Origin of the sequence: Alsobacter soli (genome assembly GCF_003004785.1) — a bacterium.
GTDB classification, from domain to species: Bacteria; Pseudomonadota; Alphaproteobacteria; order Rhizobiales; family Beijerinckiaceae; genus Alsobacter; species Alsobacter soli.
Genome location: NZ_PVZS01000038.1, coordinates 25,284 through 40,709 on the forward strand (window position 1 = coordinate 25,284; position 15,426 = coordinate 40,709).

Sequence of the window (15,426 nt, forward strand, 5' to 3'; positions counted from 1 at the left end):
TCTGCTCGTGTTGTGCGTCAACGCACTTGAGGCGGTCACGGTTTCGCGATTTCGCAAATTCTCGGCGGCTGCAGGCAAGGAGTGCGCAACCGGCTGGGCCGGGTTGGAAAACGGCGAGAAAGCATCTATGGCTCGCTCGCCGCCTCGGCGGGAGCAGGCTCCCACTCGCGAGGCTCTGCCGGGGTCGCCATGTCCAAGCCGCTCGTCGAGCGTCTGTTCGGTTTCGTCGAGGCCAGCCACGCGCGGGCGGTTCTCGCCTTGCTGCTCGCCTGCCTGGTGCTCTTCGCGCCCGGCCTGCGCGGGCTCCCCCCGATGGATCGGGACGAGCCCCGCTTCGCCCAGGCGTCCAAGCAGATGCTGGAGACGCGCGATCCCGTCGACATCCGCTTCCAGGGCGAGGCCCGGCACAAGAAGCCCGTCGGGATCTACTGGATGCAGGCCGCCGCCGTGTCCGCCGGCGAGGCGCTCGGCGTGCCGGCGGCCCGCACGACGATCTGGCTCTACCGGCTTCCGTCCACGCTCGGGGCGATCCTCGCGGTGCTGTTCACCTACGCTGCAGCCGTGTCGCTGACCACCCGGCGCGCGGCCTTCGTGGCCGCCCTGCTGTTCGCCGGCGTGATTCTCCTCGGCGTCGAGGCGCGCCTCGCCAAGACCGATGCGGTGATCGCCGCCACCGTCACGATCTGCATGGCCGCGCTCGCCCGCGTCTACATGAACCAGGATGACCGCGGTTGGCGGCTCTCCTGGGCCTGGTTCGGCGCCTTTTGGATCGCGCTCGGCGTAGGGACCCTCGTGAAGGGCCCGATCACGCCCGCCGTGGTGGGCCTGGCTGCGCTTGTCCTCTCCTTCGCCGACCGCCGGGTCGATTGGCTGAAGCGGCTGCGGCCCGCGCTTGGCCTCGTCCTGTTCCTGCTCATCGTGGCCCCCTGGCTGGTCGCGATCACGCTGAAGACGCACGGGGCCTTTTTCCAGGAATCCGTGGGCCAGGACATGCTCGCCAAGGTGGGGTCCGGCAAGGAGTCCCACGGTGCGCCGCCCGGAACCTACCTGGCCGCTTTCTTCGCCACCGGCTGGCCGCTCGCCCCCTTCGTTCTGCTGGCGCTGCCCTTCGTGTGGCGCTCGCGTCGCACGCCCACGGTGCTGTTCGCGCTGGCATGGGCCGTGCCCATGTGGATCGTGTTCGAGCTGGTGCCCACCAAGCTGCCTCATTACGTTCTGCCGCTCTACCCGGCGCTGGCCATCCTGGCAGGGCTCGCGGCGGAGGAGGGCGCCCTGGCGTTCCGGGGCTGGGGGCCGAAGATCGTCGCCGCGCTCCTGCCAATCCTGGTGGTGGCCCTCATCGCCGCGGTCGCGGTCGGGTTCGCCATCTACGAGCACACGGTTCCGGTCGTCGCGCTGGTCCTCCTGGTCCTGGGCCTGATTCTCGCGGTCTACGCATGGCGGGCGACCGTGGACGGGCTCTTCGGGACCGGGGCGATCTATGCCGTCCTGACCTCGGCCGTGGTCGCCTGGGGCGCCTACGCCTTCGCGGTTCCGCGGTTTCGCACCGTTGCGATCAGCCCGCGCCTGATGGAGGCGGTTCGCGCCGGGGAGGCGGCTCCGGGCGGCTGCGCGTCTCCTGCGCTCGCCACCGCGGGTTACCGCGAGCCGAGCCTCGTCTTCCTGGCCGGCACGAACCTCGTCATGACCGATGGGGCAGGGGCGGCGCAGTTCCTGGCCGAGGCCGGCTGCCGCGCCGCCTTCGTGGTCGGCGCCATGGAGCCGCAGTTCATCGAGGCGGCCCGCGCGGCGGGCATATCGCCCCGGCTCTCCTCCCGCGTCCAGGGCCTGAACCTGAACGGCGGCCGCAAGCTCGACATTGGAGTCTATTGGCGCCAAGAAGCGCCTGCTCCGAAGGCCGCCGCGCCTGCGCCGGAGCCCCCCAAGCCGGACGCGGCCGAGCCGGCGGCGCCGGCGCCGTCTGCCCCCAATCCCTGAGGAGGCGCTCCGCGCAGCCGGATGCCCATGACCGAAACCGCATCGCCTCGCGTCAGCGTCATCGTTCCCGTGCGCAACGAGGCCGGCAATGTCGGCCCGCTCGTCGCCGAGATCGAGGCCGCCTGCGCCACGCTCGCGCCGTTCGAGGTGGTCTACGTCAACGACGGCTCGACCGACGGGACGGAGCAGGCCCTGCTTGACCTCATGGCCACGCGTCCGTGGCTGCGCCAGGTCCGACATGCGGAGAGCTGCGGCCAGAGCGCGGCGGTGCGCACCGGGGTGCGCGCCGCTCGCGCCCCCATCGTGGTCACCATCGACGGCGACGGCCAGAACGATCCGGCCTATATCCCGCGTCTCGTGGCCGCTCTGGAAGGCGCCGGGGCCCTGGCGGGCCTTGCCGCCGGCCAGCGCCTCGGCCGGAAGGACACGGGATTCAAGAAGATCCAGTCCCGCATCGCCAACGGCGTGCGTTCGCGCGTTCTCAACGACGGGACGCGCGACACCGGCTGCGGCCTCAAGGCCCTGCGCCGGGACGTCTACCTGGCGCTGCCCTATTTCGACGCCCTGCATCGCTTCATGCCGGCGCTGGTGCGGCGGGAGGGCTATGCGGTCGTGCTCGTGGATGTGGTGGATCGGCCCCGCCTGACGGGCGTCTCCAATTACGGCTTCTTCGACCGCCTATGGGTGGGGATTCTCGACCTCGCCGGAGTCTGGTGGCTGATCCGTCGCCGCCGGCGCGTACCCCAGGCCGCCGAGGTCGCCGGGACTCAAGCCGCCCGGGAGACCGCCTGATGCTCGTCGCCTTCTCCCACGGCCTCGCCGATTATCTCTGGGACGTCTTCATCGCCCGCTTCGACTTCTGGCTGGCTTTCGGAGTCATGGCGCAGCTGCTGTTCACGGCCCGCTTCCTGGTCCAGTGGATCGCCAGCGAGCGGGCCGGCAAGAGCGTGATGCCGATGGCCTTCTGGTTCTTTTCCGTGGCCGGCGGCGTGATGACGCTCGTCTACGGCCTGGTCCGGAGAGAGCCCGTGATCATCATGGGCCAGGCGCTCTCGGTGTTCATCTACGTCCGCAACATGATGCTGATCCTCAAGGAACGCGGATAAGCGATTCAGATCGTTGGCGCGGTCCGGAAGGCGTCGCCGGCTGGCTCGGCGCTCTCCTGCACGGTGACGTCGTCGACGGCGGCCAGCCGCGGTCCATGGCGGCAGGCGCGCAGCATGTCCTCCACCTGGCGCTCGTCCCCGCTGATCAGCGCCTCGACGCTGCCGTCCAGGCGATTGCGCACCCAGCCCTGAAGGCCGCGCGCGAGCGCCTCCCGCTCCGTCCAGGCGCGGTAGCCCACGCCCTGGACGCGGCCTCTCACGATGATGCGCACGGTTCGCCCCAAGCGGGCCTCCTGTGGTTTTCGCGCCGCGCCCGGCCGCTTCTTCGCGCCGAGTGCGCGCTTCGATGATGTCTGTCCAAGTTTTGTCCGCTATGTGAAATCATGTTGATCCGCGCCACGACTCGGGCAAGGACAAAAAGGGAAGAACGAGGGCGAAGTTCCTCGACGGCTGGTGGGCCCGCCTCGGGGCCAAGAGGAAGAGGTTTCCATGCGGATTGTGATGTTGGGTCTGGTCGCGGCGAGCCTCGCCGCCTGCGTTCCCTCGAGCACGCGTGTGGCCGTCGCGCCTCCGGCCGCCCCGCCCGTGGCGCCCGCGCCGCCACCGGCCACAGGCCCCATCGCCGGTCCCAAGAAGATCGCCTATGACGGCGCCGGCGGCTACATCCTGCCGGACGGCACGCGCGTCCCGGGCGACGCTGGCGGCGGCTTCACCCTGCCCAACGGCGCCAAGGTCGCGCCGGACGGCAAGGGCGGCGTCGTGCTGCCGAACGGCGCCCATTGCGCCTCCGACGGCGTCCAGGGCTTCGTCTGCCCCTGATGCGCGACGCGGCGCGTTCGCAGGAGCGCGCCGCCGCCAAGCGGGAGCCGCCCATGCGGCTGTGGATCAAGGATCCGCTGGCCATCCTGGCTGAAGGCGCGGAGCGCGGCGTAATCGTCCAGGATGGGCGCATCGCCGAACTGGTGCCGGCCGGCGCGCCGGCTCCGCAGGACGTCGACGAGACATTCGACGCCAGCCGGCATGTCGTGCTGCCGGGCCTCGTCAACACGCACCACCATTTCTACCAGACCCTGACCCGCGCCCAGCCGGCCGCCATCAACCGGGAGCTCTTTCCCTGGCTGCAGGCGCTCTATCCCATCTGGGCGCGCCTGGATCCGGACAGCTTCCGGGTGGCGGTCCGCCTCGCGCTCACGGAACTGCTGCTCTCGGGCTGCACCACCGCGGCGGACCATCATTACCTCTTCCCGCGCGGCCTCGAGCGCGCCATCGACATCGAGGTGGAGGAAGCGCGGGCGCTTGGCGTCCGCATCACCGTGACCCGCGGGTCCATGAACCTGTCGCAGAAGGACGGCGGGCTGCCGCCCGATTCGGTGGTCCAGGACGAGGACGAGATCCTCGCCGACAGCGAGCGCGTGCTGTCCCTGTTCCACGACGGCAGCGCCGGCTCCTGGACCCAGGTCGCCCTTGCTCCGTGCTCCCCCTTCTCCGTCACCAGGCGCCTCATGGCCGAGAGCGCCCGCCTGGCCGAGCGTTTCGATTGCCGCCTGCACACGCATCTGGGGGAGACGCGCGACGAGGACGCCTACTGTCTCTCCGTCTACGGCTGCCGCCCTGTGGACCTGCTGGAGGAGACGGGCTGGCTCACCTCGCGCGCGTGGCTGGCCCACGGCGTCCATTTCAACGACGCGGAGATCGGCCGTCTGGGCCTGCACGGCGTCGGCGTCTGCCATTGCGCCACGTCCAACGCCGTGCTGGCGTCCGGCTTCTGCCGCACCCTGGACCTGGAGGCCGCCGGCGTCCCGGTCGGCTTGGGCGTGGACGGCTCCGCCTCCAACGACTCGTCGAACATGATGGAGGCCGTGCGCCACGCCCTCATGGCCGGGCGCTGGCGCTACGAATCGGCGAGCCGCGTCACCCACCTGGACGCCTTGCGCTGGGCGACCGAGGGCTCGGCGCGCTGCCTGGGCCGCGACGACATCGGCGTGGTCGCGCCCGGCAAGCAGGCCGACCTCGCCCTGTTCACCCTCGACGAGCTGCGCTTCTCCGGGGCCCATGACCCCATCGCGGCGCTGGTCCTGTGCGGCGCGCACCGGGCTGACCGCGTCATGGTGGGCGGGACGTGGCGCGTGGTGGACGGAGAGCCCGTGGGCCTCGACCTCCGGAAGCTCCGCGAGGACCATGGCCGCGCCGCCGTCCGCTTCGCCTGATGCCCGCGCCCGAACCGCTTCGGGCCGGGGGCATTGTCCGTCCAGAATCGCCGTTGTGAGCCGCCCGTGCTGACCATCTATCGTGACGAGGCCGGAACCGTCCGGGCCAGCGAGGAGCCTGGCCTCCCGGGCGAGGTCATCTGGCTGGACCTCCTCAATCCAACCGAGGAAGAGCGGGCGTTTGTGGAGCGCCGCGCCAAGGTCCGCGTTCCGAGCCGCGAGGCCCTGAGCGAGATCGAGGCGACGAGCCGCCTCATCCTGGACGGGGACGTGCTCTACCTGAGCACGCCGGTGGTGGGGAAGGGCGGCGACGGGCTCGGCCCGGCCCTGACGCCCGCGGGCTTCGTGCTCTCCCCAAGGCTGCTCGTCACCATCCGGTATGCGGAGCTCGACGCCTTCAACGCCGTGGTCGAGACGGTGAAGCGCGACCGCACCCTGGCGAGCGGCGTCGGCGTCTTCGTGGCCCTGCTGGAAGGCATCGTGGATCGCGGCGCGGACGTGCTGGAGAAGCTCGGCTCCGACCTCGACAAGCTCTCGCGCCAGGCCTTCCGAGGCGACCCCTCCAACCCGCGCCACGCGGTGCGCTCGACCCGCCGGCTGCGCGTGGCGCTCAGCCGGGTGGGAGGCATCGGCGACCGGGTGTCCATGGCGCGCGACGTGCTGCTCGGCGTGGGTCGCATCGCCGCCTTCGCGCAGGAGGTCGGCCAGTCCTGGGTGACGCCGGAGATCCGCGCCCGCCTGGTCGCGGTGTCCCGCGACATCGCCTCTCTCAACGACTACGAGGCCCACCTCGCCAACAAGGCGCAGTTCCTGCTGGACGCCGTGCTCGGCTACATCACCATCGAGCAGAACGAGGTGTTCAAGGTGCTGACCATCGCCTCGGTGGTCGGCATTCCGCCCACGGTCATGGTTGGCGTGTGGGGCATGAACTTCAAGCACATGCCCGAGCTCGACTGGACCTGGGCCTACCCGGTCGCCCTCGCAGTGATCGTCCTGAGCGCGGTCGTTCCGCTGGTCTGGTTCAAGCGGCGTGGCTGGTTCTGAGGGCGGTCGCGCTCAGGCCGATCCGCCGCAGAGGCGGAACATTGACGCCGGCTGCCGGCGGGGCGACTCTTGCCTCCCAAGGTTGGGAGGATCACGCCATGCGCGCCCGCGCCGCAGTCGCTGTCGCCCTCGCCGGGGCTGTCCTGGCTGCCTCGAGCCCGTCCCAGGCGGCCACTTTGGCCGTCCTCAAGCCCAAGCGCGGCCCGGTCGCCCTGGTCATCCAGGGCAAGATCGACACCGGCGACAGCATCCGCTTCGCCCAGCTGCTCCTCGCCCTGGACGAGGCCAAGCTGCGGCCAGCCATGGTGGCCCTGGATTCGCCGGGCGGCTATCTTGGCGAAAGCCTGGCTATCGCCGAAACCGTCCGTCGGCGCGGGATCGCGACCTACGCGTCCGGCACCTGCGCCAGCGGCTGCTTCATGATCTTCGCGGCGGGCACGAAGCGCCTGGCCGCCAAGAGCGCCCGCATCGGGGTCCACACCGCCTATACGGGCGCCGGCTCCAGCGACCGGGGGACCTCCGTCATGGCGTCCTACGCCCTGCGATATGGCGTCCCGCCGCTCGTGGTGGCGAAGATGATCGCCACCACGGCCCCGAACATCGCCTGGCTGGACCGGCAGGACATCAAGGCCATGCACGTCCAGGCCATGCGGTGAGCGCTGCGGCGCTCAGAACGGCGTCGCCCCGATCGACTGCTCGATGATGGCGAGATTGCGCAGGTTGGCCTTGAAGCCCATGTCGAACAGGTCGCCGAGCACGGGCACTGAGCCGGCGGCGGCCTCGACCGCCACATTGGCCAGCATGCGTCCGACGTCCTGGCGCGACGCGCCCAGGCGATAGCCCTCGTACACGATGTAGAGGGAGACGAGCGCCAGCAGGGCGTCGCCTGCGGCGGGCGTCAGGCCGATCAGGCCGTTGAGCCCGAACCGGAAGCGCGTGCCGGGCACCCGGAACGCGGCGTCCACCGTCCAGGCGAGACGGCGCAGGCGGGCGAGGCGGGCGGCCGCAGAAGCGGTCCGTCCGGTCGAGAACGTGGTGGTTGTCATGGGCTGAGGGCCTCCTCGCGCCCCCAGATGGGGGCCGGGCCTCCCGGGTGCAAACGTCAGCTCTGCGGCGGTCCCATTTTGAGGCGCCCGGCGCGGGCTTGGCGTTGACCGCGCCGTAACCCGCCGCCCCCGAAGGTCGGTCCCGGACGCGTCGTGATTCGAGCAAGGCGCGGCGGTTCGCGTATCGCGTACGGGAAGGCTGAGATGGATCGCTTCGTTGTTGTTTGCGGAGGGCGCGCCTGATGGGTGAGCTCGTCCGGTTCCCCCGCCAGCCCGCTCCCGTCACGATCGACGAACTCTACGCCGTCGACGAGACCCTGATCGCCGCCGCCTATGGCGAGGCCAAGGCCGCCGCCGAGCGCTACGAGCAGGACCGCCGGCGCGAGCGCCAGCTCGTCGCCCGCGTGGACGCCCTGCGCCGCGAGAACGCCCGGCTGCGCGCCGAGCTCGCGAAGCGGCGCTGAGCGGGGCTCGCGGATTCCCGGGAGCGTTTCGCCCGGGTCCGCGTTGAGGGGGCGCTGGGGAGCAGTCAGGTTGGGAGAGCCGCCATGACCACGCTCGCGTTCCGTTCAACCCTCGCCTCAGCCGCGCTGCTGGCCCTCGCCGGCGGGTCCGCCTTGGCGCAGGACAGGCAAATGCCACAACCCTCGACCCAGTCGCCCCAGGCGGCGCAGGGGGAGGTTCAGCACAGCGAGAAGATGTCCGGCGAGACCACCGGCGCCCTCAAGAACGACCCGGCCTCGCCCAAGTCCGGCCTCCCGGCGGACTGCAAGGACACGCTTGCGAAACAGAAGACGAGCGACCAGGGCAAGGTGCAGGACTGCGGCGCGCAATCCGAGTAGGCCAGAACCGTACGCGGAGCGGTTGACGGCAGCCCCCCGCCGGTCGACAGATGCGGCCACAGATCAGGGGGAGAAGCCGCCATGCGCGCCGTCGTCATCCATGCGCCCAAGGACCTGCGGATCGATACGCTCGCGGACGCGCCCGCGCCGGGGCCGAACGAGGTCCAGGTCGCCATCAAGGCCGGCGGCATCTGCGGGTCGGACCTGCACTACTACAACCATGGCGGCTTCGGCGTCGTGCGCGTCAAGGAGCCCATGGCGCTGGGCCACGAGATCGCCGGCGTGGTCTCGGCCGTGGGGAGCGAGGTGTCCCACCTCGCCGTGGGCGCCCGCGTCGCGGTGAACCCGAGCCGGCCCTGCAACCAGTGCGAATACTGCCTGCGCGGCATGCGCAACCATTGCCTGGACATGCGTTTCCTGGGCAGCGCCATGCGCTTCCCCCACGTCCAGGGCGGTTTCCGCGAACTGATGACCGTTGACGCCTTCCAGGCCGTTCCGGTCGCCGACAACGTGACCCTCGGCGAGGCCGCCATGGCCGAGCCCATGGCCGTGTGCCTTCACGCGGCCAACCAGGCCGGCCCGCTGCTGGGCCGGCGCGTGCTGGTCACGGGCTCCGGCCCGATCGGCGCGCTGTGCGTGGTGGCCGCCCGGCTGGGCGGCGCGGCCGAGATCGTGGTGACGGACGTCTCCGACCAGCCTCTCGCGGCCTCCCGCTCCGTCGGCGCGACCCGCACCGTCAACGTGGCGCGCGAGGCCTCGGCCCTGGACGCGTACAAGGCCGGGAAGGGGACCTTCGACGTCCTGTTCGAGTGCTCCGGCAACCAGGCCGCGCTCGTGTCCGCCCTCGACGTGCTCCGCCCGGGCGGCGTGATCGTCCAGGTCGGGCTCGGCGGCGAGGCGACCCTGCCGATCAACACGATCGTCGCCAAGGAGCTGCAGCTGCGCGGGACCTTCCGGTTCGACGCCGAATTTGAACTCGCGGTCCGGCTGATGGGGCAGGGCCTCATCGACGTGAAGCCCCTGATCACCGCCACCGTGCCGTTCGCCGAAGCCGTCCAGGCTTTCGAGCTGGCCAACGACCGCTCCCGCGCCATGAAGGTTCAACTCGCCTTCTGACGAACCGGGCTGCTACCTTCCTTCTCAACTCTTCAGACCGCCGGCTACACGCCGGCGGTCGCGCTTTGCAGGACCGCCCATGCACATCGAACCCTTCGGCGTCGAAATCTGGATGAACGAGTTCGAGACGAAGTGCGAACTCAACCTCGCCGAGACCTGCGTCGAGAGCATCACCATCGCCCAGCTCCTCGCGATGGCCGGCCGCAACGACACGGACCTTTCCGAGCTGCTGTCCATGAAGATGACCTATGGGGCCATCGAGGGCTCGGACCGCCTGCGCGACGCCATCGCGTCCCTTTACGAGAAGCAGGCGCGCGACAACGTCGTGGTCACCCACGGCACGATCGGGGCGAACTCGCTCGTGCACCAGGCCCTGGTGTCGCGCGGCGACCGGGTCATCGCCGTCGTTCCCACCTACCAGCAGCACTACTCCATCCCGGCCAGCATCGGGGCCGAGGTCCTGCCGCTGCGCCTGCGCGAGGAGGACGGCTTCCTCCCGGACCTGAAGGAGCTGCGCGACCTCGCCGCCGGCGGCGTGCGGCTGATCGCCATCAACAACCCCAACAATCCGACGGGCGCCCTGATGGACCGGCCCATGCTGGAGGAGATCGCCGCGATCGCCCGCGCCGCTGGCGCCTGGGTGCTCTGCGACGAGGTTTACCGCGGCACGGACCAGCAGGGTTCGGGCATGACGGCCTCCATGGCCGATATCTACGAGAAGGGCGTCAGCACCGCCGGCATGTCCAAGGCCTTTTCCCTCGCGGGCTTGCGGCTCGGCTGGGTGGCTGGACCGCGGGAGGTCATCGAGGAGGTGGTCCGCCACCGCGACTACAACACCATCTCGGTGGGGATGATCGACGACCACTTCGCCGCCCTGGCGCTGGAGAGCCGCGACAAGATCCTGGCCCGCAGCCAGTCGATCACCCGCGGCAACCTCGCGATCCTTGCCGACTGGGTGGACGGCGAGCCCCTGGTCTCCTGGGTGCGCCCGCGCTCCGGCACGACCGCTCTGCTGAAGATCGCCCTCGACATGCCCTCCCGTGACCTCTGCCTGGCCCTGCTACAGGAGACGGGCGTGATGTTCACCCCGGGCTCCGCAATGGACATGGAGGGCTACGTTCGCATCGGCTACGCCAACGCCCCCGACGTGCTGAAGGCAGGCCTCGCCCGCGTCTCCGACTTCCTGGCCCGCCGCGCCGGGACGAGGGCGCGGGCCTAAGCGAGCCCGCCTCGCCGACGCAGCCGTCATTGCGAGCCGAAGGCGAAGCAATCCAGAAGGGCAGGGGCAAAAAACTGATCGGGAACTCAAGCCGGCCGCTTCTCCCGGCCGTCATCCCCGGGCTTGTCCCGGGGATCCACGCCCCTGCGCGAGCGTGGATGGCCGGGACGAGCCCGGCCATGACGGGGCTTGGTTGCAGCCGTGCGAGCCGAGGCCAAGCCATGGAGCAAGTACGCGGGCCGAAGCCCTCAGGCTGCACTGGACGTCAAGCGGGGGGCTCCCGGCCGTCATCCCCGGGCCTGTCCCGGGGATCCACGCCCCTGCGCGACGCGTGGATGGCCGGGACGAGCCCGGCCATGACGGAAAAGGGGCGCGCATCGCCCCTGGATTGCTTCGTCGCCGCGCTCCTCGCAAGGACGGTGGGGCCGAGTGGGGCAGAACTAATCCGGCTGCGCGAGCCGGTAGCCGATGCCGGTTTCGGTCAGGATGTGCTCCGGCCGCTCCGGATCCGCCTCGAGCTTCTGGCGCAGCTGGCGGACGTAGATCCGGAGGTACTGGACATCCACGTTGGGACCCCAGACCTCCTGCATCAGCGCCCGGTGGGTCATCACCATGCCGGCGTGCAGCGCAAGCTGCCGCAGGATCTCCCACTCCTTGTTGGACAGCTTCACCTCGGCGCCGTCCCGGGTCACGATCCGCTTCACGAGGTCGACGCCCAGCGGGCCATGCCGGTAGACCGGCTCGGCGCCCTGCTGCTGGACGCGATGGCGCAGGGCCGTGCGGATGCGGGCGACGAGCTCGGACATGCCGAACGGCTTGGTGACGTAGTCATCCGCCCCGAGCTCGAGCGCCTCCACCTTGCCGCGCTCGTCGCCGCGGCTGGACAGCACGATGATGGGGACCTTGCCGCCGTTCTCGCGCCAGCGGCGGATCAGGGCCGTGCCGTCCATGTCGGGGAGGCCGAGATCCAGCAGCACGATGTCGGCCGGGTTCTCCGCCTGGGCGGCCAGCGCCGCCTTGCCGGACGCGGCTTCCGAGACGCTGTAGTCCTGCGTCGCCAGGCTGGCGCGCAGCAGCCGCCGCAGCGGCCCGTCATCCTCGACCACCAGCACGGGGACGCCGCTCATTCCGCCGCCTCCGGTTCGCGGGTCGTGAGCGAGATTGGGAAGGCGATCACGAAGGCGGCGCCGCGCCCTTCCGGATTGTCTTCCACCCGGATGGTCCCGCCCATGGCGCCGACGAAGCCGCGCGAGATGGAGAGCCCCACGCCGGAGCCTGCCGGCTGGTGGTCCTCCCGGCGCACCTGATGGAAGAGGTCGAACACGCGCTCGCGGTCCTCGGGCGGAACGCCGGGCCCCTGGTCCCGCACGAAGATCGCGACCGTGTCGCCTGCCCGGCGGGTCTCGACCCGGATCAGGGAGCCCGCCGGGGAGAACTTGGCTGCGTTGTCGAGGAGGTTCACCAGGCACTGCTCCAGCAGGACCGGATCCAGGGCGAGCAGGGGGACCCCAGGCTCGAAGGCGACCTCCACCTCGTGGTCGCGCGTCAGCGAGGCGGTGCGCCTCAGCGCCGCCCCGACGATCTCGCCGACATCCGTCGGCTCCCGGCGGGGCGCGAGCGCGCCGGCCTCCAGCCGGGCCATGTCGAGCAGGTTGGTGACGAAGCGGCTCATACGCTCGGTCTCGTCCTGGATGGTCTCGACCAGCGCGTCCCGGCCCGCGGCGTCATACAGCGGGCCGTAGTCCCGCAGGGCCGTCACCGCGCCCATGATCGCAGCGAGCGGCGTCTTCAGGTCATGCGAAAGCGAGTTGAGAAGGGCCGACCGCAGCCGCTCCGACTCGGCGGCGAGCTGGGCGGAGTCCCGCTCTTCGGTCACGCGGATGCGCTCCAGCGCCACGGCGGCCTGGTCGGCCAGCGCCCGCAACATCCGCTCCTCGGAAGGCGCGAGGGCGCTGACCGGGCGGGCAGGAGCGACGCCGAGCGCGCCCTGGAAGCCCGCCGGCGTCAGCATGGGGGCGAACCAGCAGTCTCCGAGCCGCATGACCCCTCCCGCCGCGGCGCCCGGGCCGGACCACGCCGTGCGCAGCGTGCCCAGCTCGAAGGGTTCGAAGGCGCGATGCGCCACGGAGGGCTCCTCCGTCCGCAAGACGCCAGCCGCATCCGGCAGCAGCACCGAGCCCGCGCCGGCGGTGAGGGCGGCCGCCGTGTCCGCTGCCGCCTGGGCCACCTCGCCGCGCGTCATCAGCCGGGCGAGCCTGTTGCTGAAGGCGTAGAGCTTCTCCGTGGTCTCGGCCCGCCGGCGCGCCTGGAGCGAGCGGGCCCGCACGAGCCCGGCCAGGTTGCCGGTGATGAGCGCCGCCACGAGAAACAGCACGAGCGCGGTGACGTGCTTCGGATCGGCGATGACGAGGGTGTAGAGCGGGGGCAGGAAGAAGAAGTTGTAGGCCAGCAGGCTCGCTACGCTCGCCAGCACCGCTGGCCCCGTCCCGGCGCGGGCCGCCACCGCGATCACCGCGACAAGGAAGATCAGGTCGACGTTCTCCAGCCCCACGAAGGGCTGGGCGAGCAGCGCGAGGCCGAGCGCCAGCACGGTCCCCAGCACTGCGACCCCGTACCCTCCCGCGCTGATGTCCTCGTCCCGCGATGCCTGGGCCATGCGCGCTCCTCGCGTCCGCGGCTCCTCCTGGGGCGGCCCGGAGGGGCCCCGCATAGGAATGTCATATATGAAAGCCGCGAAGATGAGCGGTGTCACTGGCGGGCCTCGCGCCGGCCTTTATCTCGAGGGGGCGGCTGACCGTGCCGCGGCGAGCCCCTCTGACGCCCATGAGCGCCCCCACCGTTTCCGCCGGATCCCTCCGCCCGGCCTCCGCCGAGCCGACGCACGCCCCTGGCGCTGGGTTCTGGACCCTCGCGCTCGGCAGCGTCGGCGTGGTCTACGGGGACATCGGCACGAGCCCTCTCTACGCCCTCAAGGAGAGCCTCACGGCCGCCTCCGCCGGCGGCGAGCTCACGGCCCCCATGATCATGGGGGTCGTATCCCTGATCCTGTGGACCCTGATCGTCATCGTCACCCTGAAATACGTCGTGCTCATCATGAGCATGGACAACGACGGGGAGGGTGGCACCCTGACCCTGATGGCGCTGGTGCAGCGCGTGATGGGCCACAAGGCGGTCGCCGTCACCCTGCTCGGCATGGCCGGCGCGGCGCTGTTCTACGGCGACGCGGTCATCACTCCGGCGATTTCCGTGCTCTCGGCCGTGGAAGGGCTCGACCTGGTCGCGCCGAACATGGGCGGCTGGATCGTGCCGGCGAGCCTGACGATTCTGGTGCTGCTGTTCGCCGTCCAGAGCCGGGGCACCGCCTCGGTGGCCTTCGTGTTCGGGCCGATCACGGCCATCTGGTTCGTCGCCATCGCGCTGGGCGGGCTGCCGCACATCCTGGCGGAGCCGCGCATCCTGCTGGCCCTGAGCCCGGTGCATGGGGTGGATTTCCTGCTCCACCACGGCGTCGCCGGCCTGTTCGCGCTGGGCGCGGTGTTCCTCGCCGTCACCGGCGCGGAGGCGCTCTACGCCGACATGGGCCATTTTGGCCGCAACCCGATCCGGGCCGCCTGGCTGGGGCTCGTCCTTCCGGCCCTGTTCATCAACTACCTGGGCCAGGGCGCTCTGCTCATCGCCCGCCCGGAGGCGCTGGAGAACCCGTTCTATCGGCTCTATCCCGCCTGGGCGCTGCTCCCCATGGTGATCCTCGCCACGGCGGCCACCATCATCGCCAGCCAGGCGGTGATCACGGGCGCCTTCTCCATCACCCAGCAGGCCATCCAGCTCGGANGGGCGCCTTCTCCATCACCCAGCAGGCCATCCAGCTCGGATTGCTGCCCCGCATGGAGATCCGCCGCACCTCGGCGACCGAGAAGGGCCAGATCTTCGTGCCGCGCATCAACGGCATGCTGCTGGTGGCGGTGCTGTTCCTCGTCTACGCCTTCAAGTCGTCCAGCGCGCTGGCCTCCGCCTATGGCATCGCCGTCACCGGCACCATGGTGGTGACCGCTATCCTCGCCTTCTTCGTGATGACCCGGGTGTGGGGCTGGTCGGTCGCCCGCGCGGCGGCCGTGATTCTGCCCTTCCTCCTCATCGACTGCGTGTTCCTGGGCGCCAACCTGCTCAAGCTCGCGGAGGGCGGCTGGCTGCCGGTGACGGTGGGCTTCGCCCTGATGGCGGTGATGCTCACTTGGCGGCGCGGCGCGGGGCTGCTGGCCGAGAAGGCCCGCCGGCAGGAGGTGCCGCTCGTCAGCTTCATCGAGACGCTGGCGCGCCAGAAGAGCCTGGAGCGGGCCCGCGGCGTCGCCGTGTTCCTCACCGGCGACCCGGAGCACGCGCCGGCCGCGCTGCTGCACAACCTCAAGCACAACAAGGTCCTTCACGAGAAGAACGTCATCCTGCGCGTGGTCACGATGGACGCGCCCCGCTGGGATCCGGCCGACCGCGCCACCTGCGAGGCGCTCTCGCCCGACTTCTGGCGCATCACCCTGCGCTTCGGCTTCATGGAGAGCCCGGACGTGCCCAAGGCGCTGCCCGCCTGCAAGGGGCTGCCCTGGAAGTTCGACGTCATGAGCACCTCCTTCTTCATCTCCCGCCGGGCGCTGCGCCCCGCCAGCCACTCCCGCATGCCTCGCTGGCAGGAGAAGCTTTTCCTGCGCCTGGCCCTCAACGCCAGCGACGCCAGCGAGCACTTCTGCATCCCGAGCGGCCGGACGATCGAGGTCGGCTCACAGATGTCCGTGTGAGGCGAGGGGGCGAGGTGCGCCTCCTCCTTATGCGGGCAGGGCGCCTCCCCTCTGTCCTTGCGAGGAGCGCAGCGACGAAGCA

General features: G+C 70.7%; 15 protein-coding genes and 1 pseudogene. 12 read left to right on the plus strand and 4 right to left on the minus strand.

The genetic code is table 11. The features are described from left to right. Positions 1 to 189: 189 nt before the first annotated feature. Genes SLNSH_RS22310 through SLNSH_RS22320 form a run of 3 tightly spaced genes read left to right on the plus strand, consistent with a single transcriptional unit; the run spans position 190 to position 3,083 of the window. Entirely contained in the window at positions 190 to 1,977 is a 1,788-nt protein-coding gene (locus SLNSH_RS22310; RefSeq protein ID WP_106340135.1) for an ArnT family glycosyltransferase, read from the plus strand. Positions 1,978 to 1,998: 21 nt separating this feature from the next. Continuing rightward, entirely contained in the window at positions 1,999 to 2,769 is a 771-nt protein-coding gene (locus SLNSH_RS22315; protein WP_106340137.1) for a glycosyltransferase family 2 protein, read from the plus strand. Beyond that, the gene (locus SLNSH_RS22320) at positions 2,769 to 3,083 is read left to right on the plus strand and encodes a lipid-A-disaccharide synthase N-terminal domain-containing protein (protein WP_106340139.1); all 315 of its coding nucleotides are present in this window, start codon (positions 2,769 to 2,771) and stop codon (positions 3,081 to 3,083) included. The genes SLNSH_RS22315 and SLNSH_RS22320 overlap by 1 nt, the downstream gene beginning before the upstream one ends. Before the next feature lie 5 nt (positions 3,084 to 3,088). Here SLNSH_RS22320 and SLNSH_RS22325 read toward each other — a convergent pair whose 3' ends face one another. After that, a complete protein-coding gene (locus tag SLNSH_RS22325; RefSeq protein WP_106340141.1) occupies positions 3,089 to 3,367 on the minus strand; it encodes an acylphosphatase in 279 nt (92 codons plus the stop codon). Positions 3,368 to 3,572: 205 nt separating this feature from the next. Between SLNSH_RS22325 and SLNSH_RS22330 the strand changes: the two genes are divergently transcribed. From SLNSH_RS22330 to SLNSH_RS22345, 4 genes are all read left to right on the plus strand, one after another. Beyond that, the gene (locus SLNSH_RS22330; RefSeq protein ID WP_106340143.1) at positions 3,573 to 3,902 is read left to right on the plus strand and encodes a hypothetical protein; all 330 of its coding nucleotides are present in this window, start codon (positions 3,573 to 3,575) and stop codon (positions 3,900 to 3,902) included. A gap of 53 nt (positions 3,903 to 3,955) precedes the next feature. Next, a complete protein-coding gene (locus SLNSH_RS22335; protein ID WP_106340173.1) occupies positions 3,956 to 5,290 on the plus strand; it encodes an 8-oxoguanine deaminase in 1,335 nt (444 codons plus the stop codon). A 66-nt stretch (positions 5,291 to 5,356) separates the two neighbouring features. After that, complete coding sequence (locus tag SLNSH_RS22340) at positions 5,357 to 6,334, plus strand: magnesium transporter CorA family protein (RefSeq protein ID WP_106340145.1); 978 nt, start codon at positions 5,357 to 5,359, stop codon at positions 6,332 to 6,334. A gap of 98 nt (positions 6,335 to 6,432) precedes the next feature. Beyond that, positions 6,433 to 6,990: an ATP-dependent Clp protease proteolytic subunit gene (locus SLNSH_RS22345; RefSeq protein WP_106340147.1), complete on the plus strand. Its 558-nt coding sequence runs from the start codon at positions 6,433 to 6,435 to the stop codon at positions 6,988 to 6,990. Between the two features lie 12 nt (positions 6,991 to 7,002). Here SLNSH_RS22345 and SLNSH_RS22350 read toward each other — a convergent pair whose 3' ends face one another. Further along, complete coding sequence (locus SLNSH_RS22350) at positions 7,003 to 7,380, minus strand: DUF4112 domain-containing protein (RefSeq protein WP_106340149.1); 378 nt, start codon at positions 7,378 to 7,380, stop codon at positions 7,003 to 7,005. Positions 7,381 to 7,622: 242 nt separating this feature from the next. On the opposite strand from SLNSH_RS22350, the gene SLNSH_RS22355 reads away from it, so the two are divergent. The 4 genes from SLNSH_RS22355 to SLNSH_RS22370 all read left to right on the plus strand — a co-directional run bounded on the left by SLNSH_RS22355 (position 7,623) and on the right by SLNSH_RS22370 (position 10,557). Continuing rightward, a complete protein-coding gene (locus SLNSH_RS22355) occupies positions 7,623 to 7,844 on the plus strand; it encodes a hypothetical protein (protein ID WP_106340151.1) in 222 nt (73 codons plus the stop codon). 84 nt (positions 7,845 to 7,928) lie between these two features. Next, positions 7,929 to 8,222: a hypothetical protein gene (locus SLNSH_RS22360; protein ID WP_106340153.1), complete on the plus strand. Its 294-nt coding sequence runs from the start codon at positions 7,929 to 7,931 to the stop codon at positions 8,220 to 8,222. 81 nt (positions 8,223 to 8,303) lie between these two features. Continuing rightward, entirely contained in the window at positions 8,304 to 9,338 is a 1,035-nt protein-coding gene (locus SLNSH_RS22365; RefSeq protein WP_106340155.1) for an L-idonate 5-dehydrogenase, read from the plus strand. A gap of 79 nt (positions 9,339 to 9,417) precedes the next feature. After that, positions 9,418 to 10,557, plus strand: coding sequence for an aminotransferase (locus tag SLNSH_RS22370; RefSeq protein WP_106340157.1), 1,140 nt, complete (start codon positions 9,418 to 9,420; stop codon positions 10,555 to 10,557). 440 nt (positions 10,558 to 10,997) lie between these two features. Here the strand turns inward: SLNSH_RS22370 and SLNSH_RS22375 are convergent, their stop codons facing one another. Beyond that, entirely contained in the window at positions 10,998 to 11,684 is a 687-nt protein-coding gene (locus tag SLNSH_RS22375) for a response regulator (protein WP_106340159.1), read from the minus strand. Further along, positions 11,681 to 13,213: a sensor histidine kinase gene (locus tag SLNSH_RS22380; RefSeq protein WP_158266855.1), complete on the minus strand. Its 1,533-nt coding sequence runs from the start codon at positions 13,211 to 13,213 to the stop codon at positions 11,681 to 11,683. The genes SLNSH_RS22375 and SLNSH_RS22380 overlap by 4 nt, the downstream gene beginning before the upstream one ends. A gap of 167 nt (positions 13,214 to 13,380) precedes the next feature. Between SLNSH_RS22380 and SLNSH_RS22385 the strand changes: the two are divergent. Then, positions 13,381 to 15,344, plus strand: a pseudogene (locus tag SLNSH_RS22385) (potassium transporter Kup). Positions 15,345 to 15,426 lie beyond the last annotated feature (82 nt).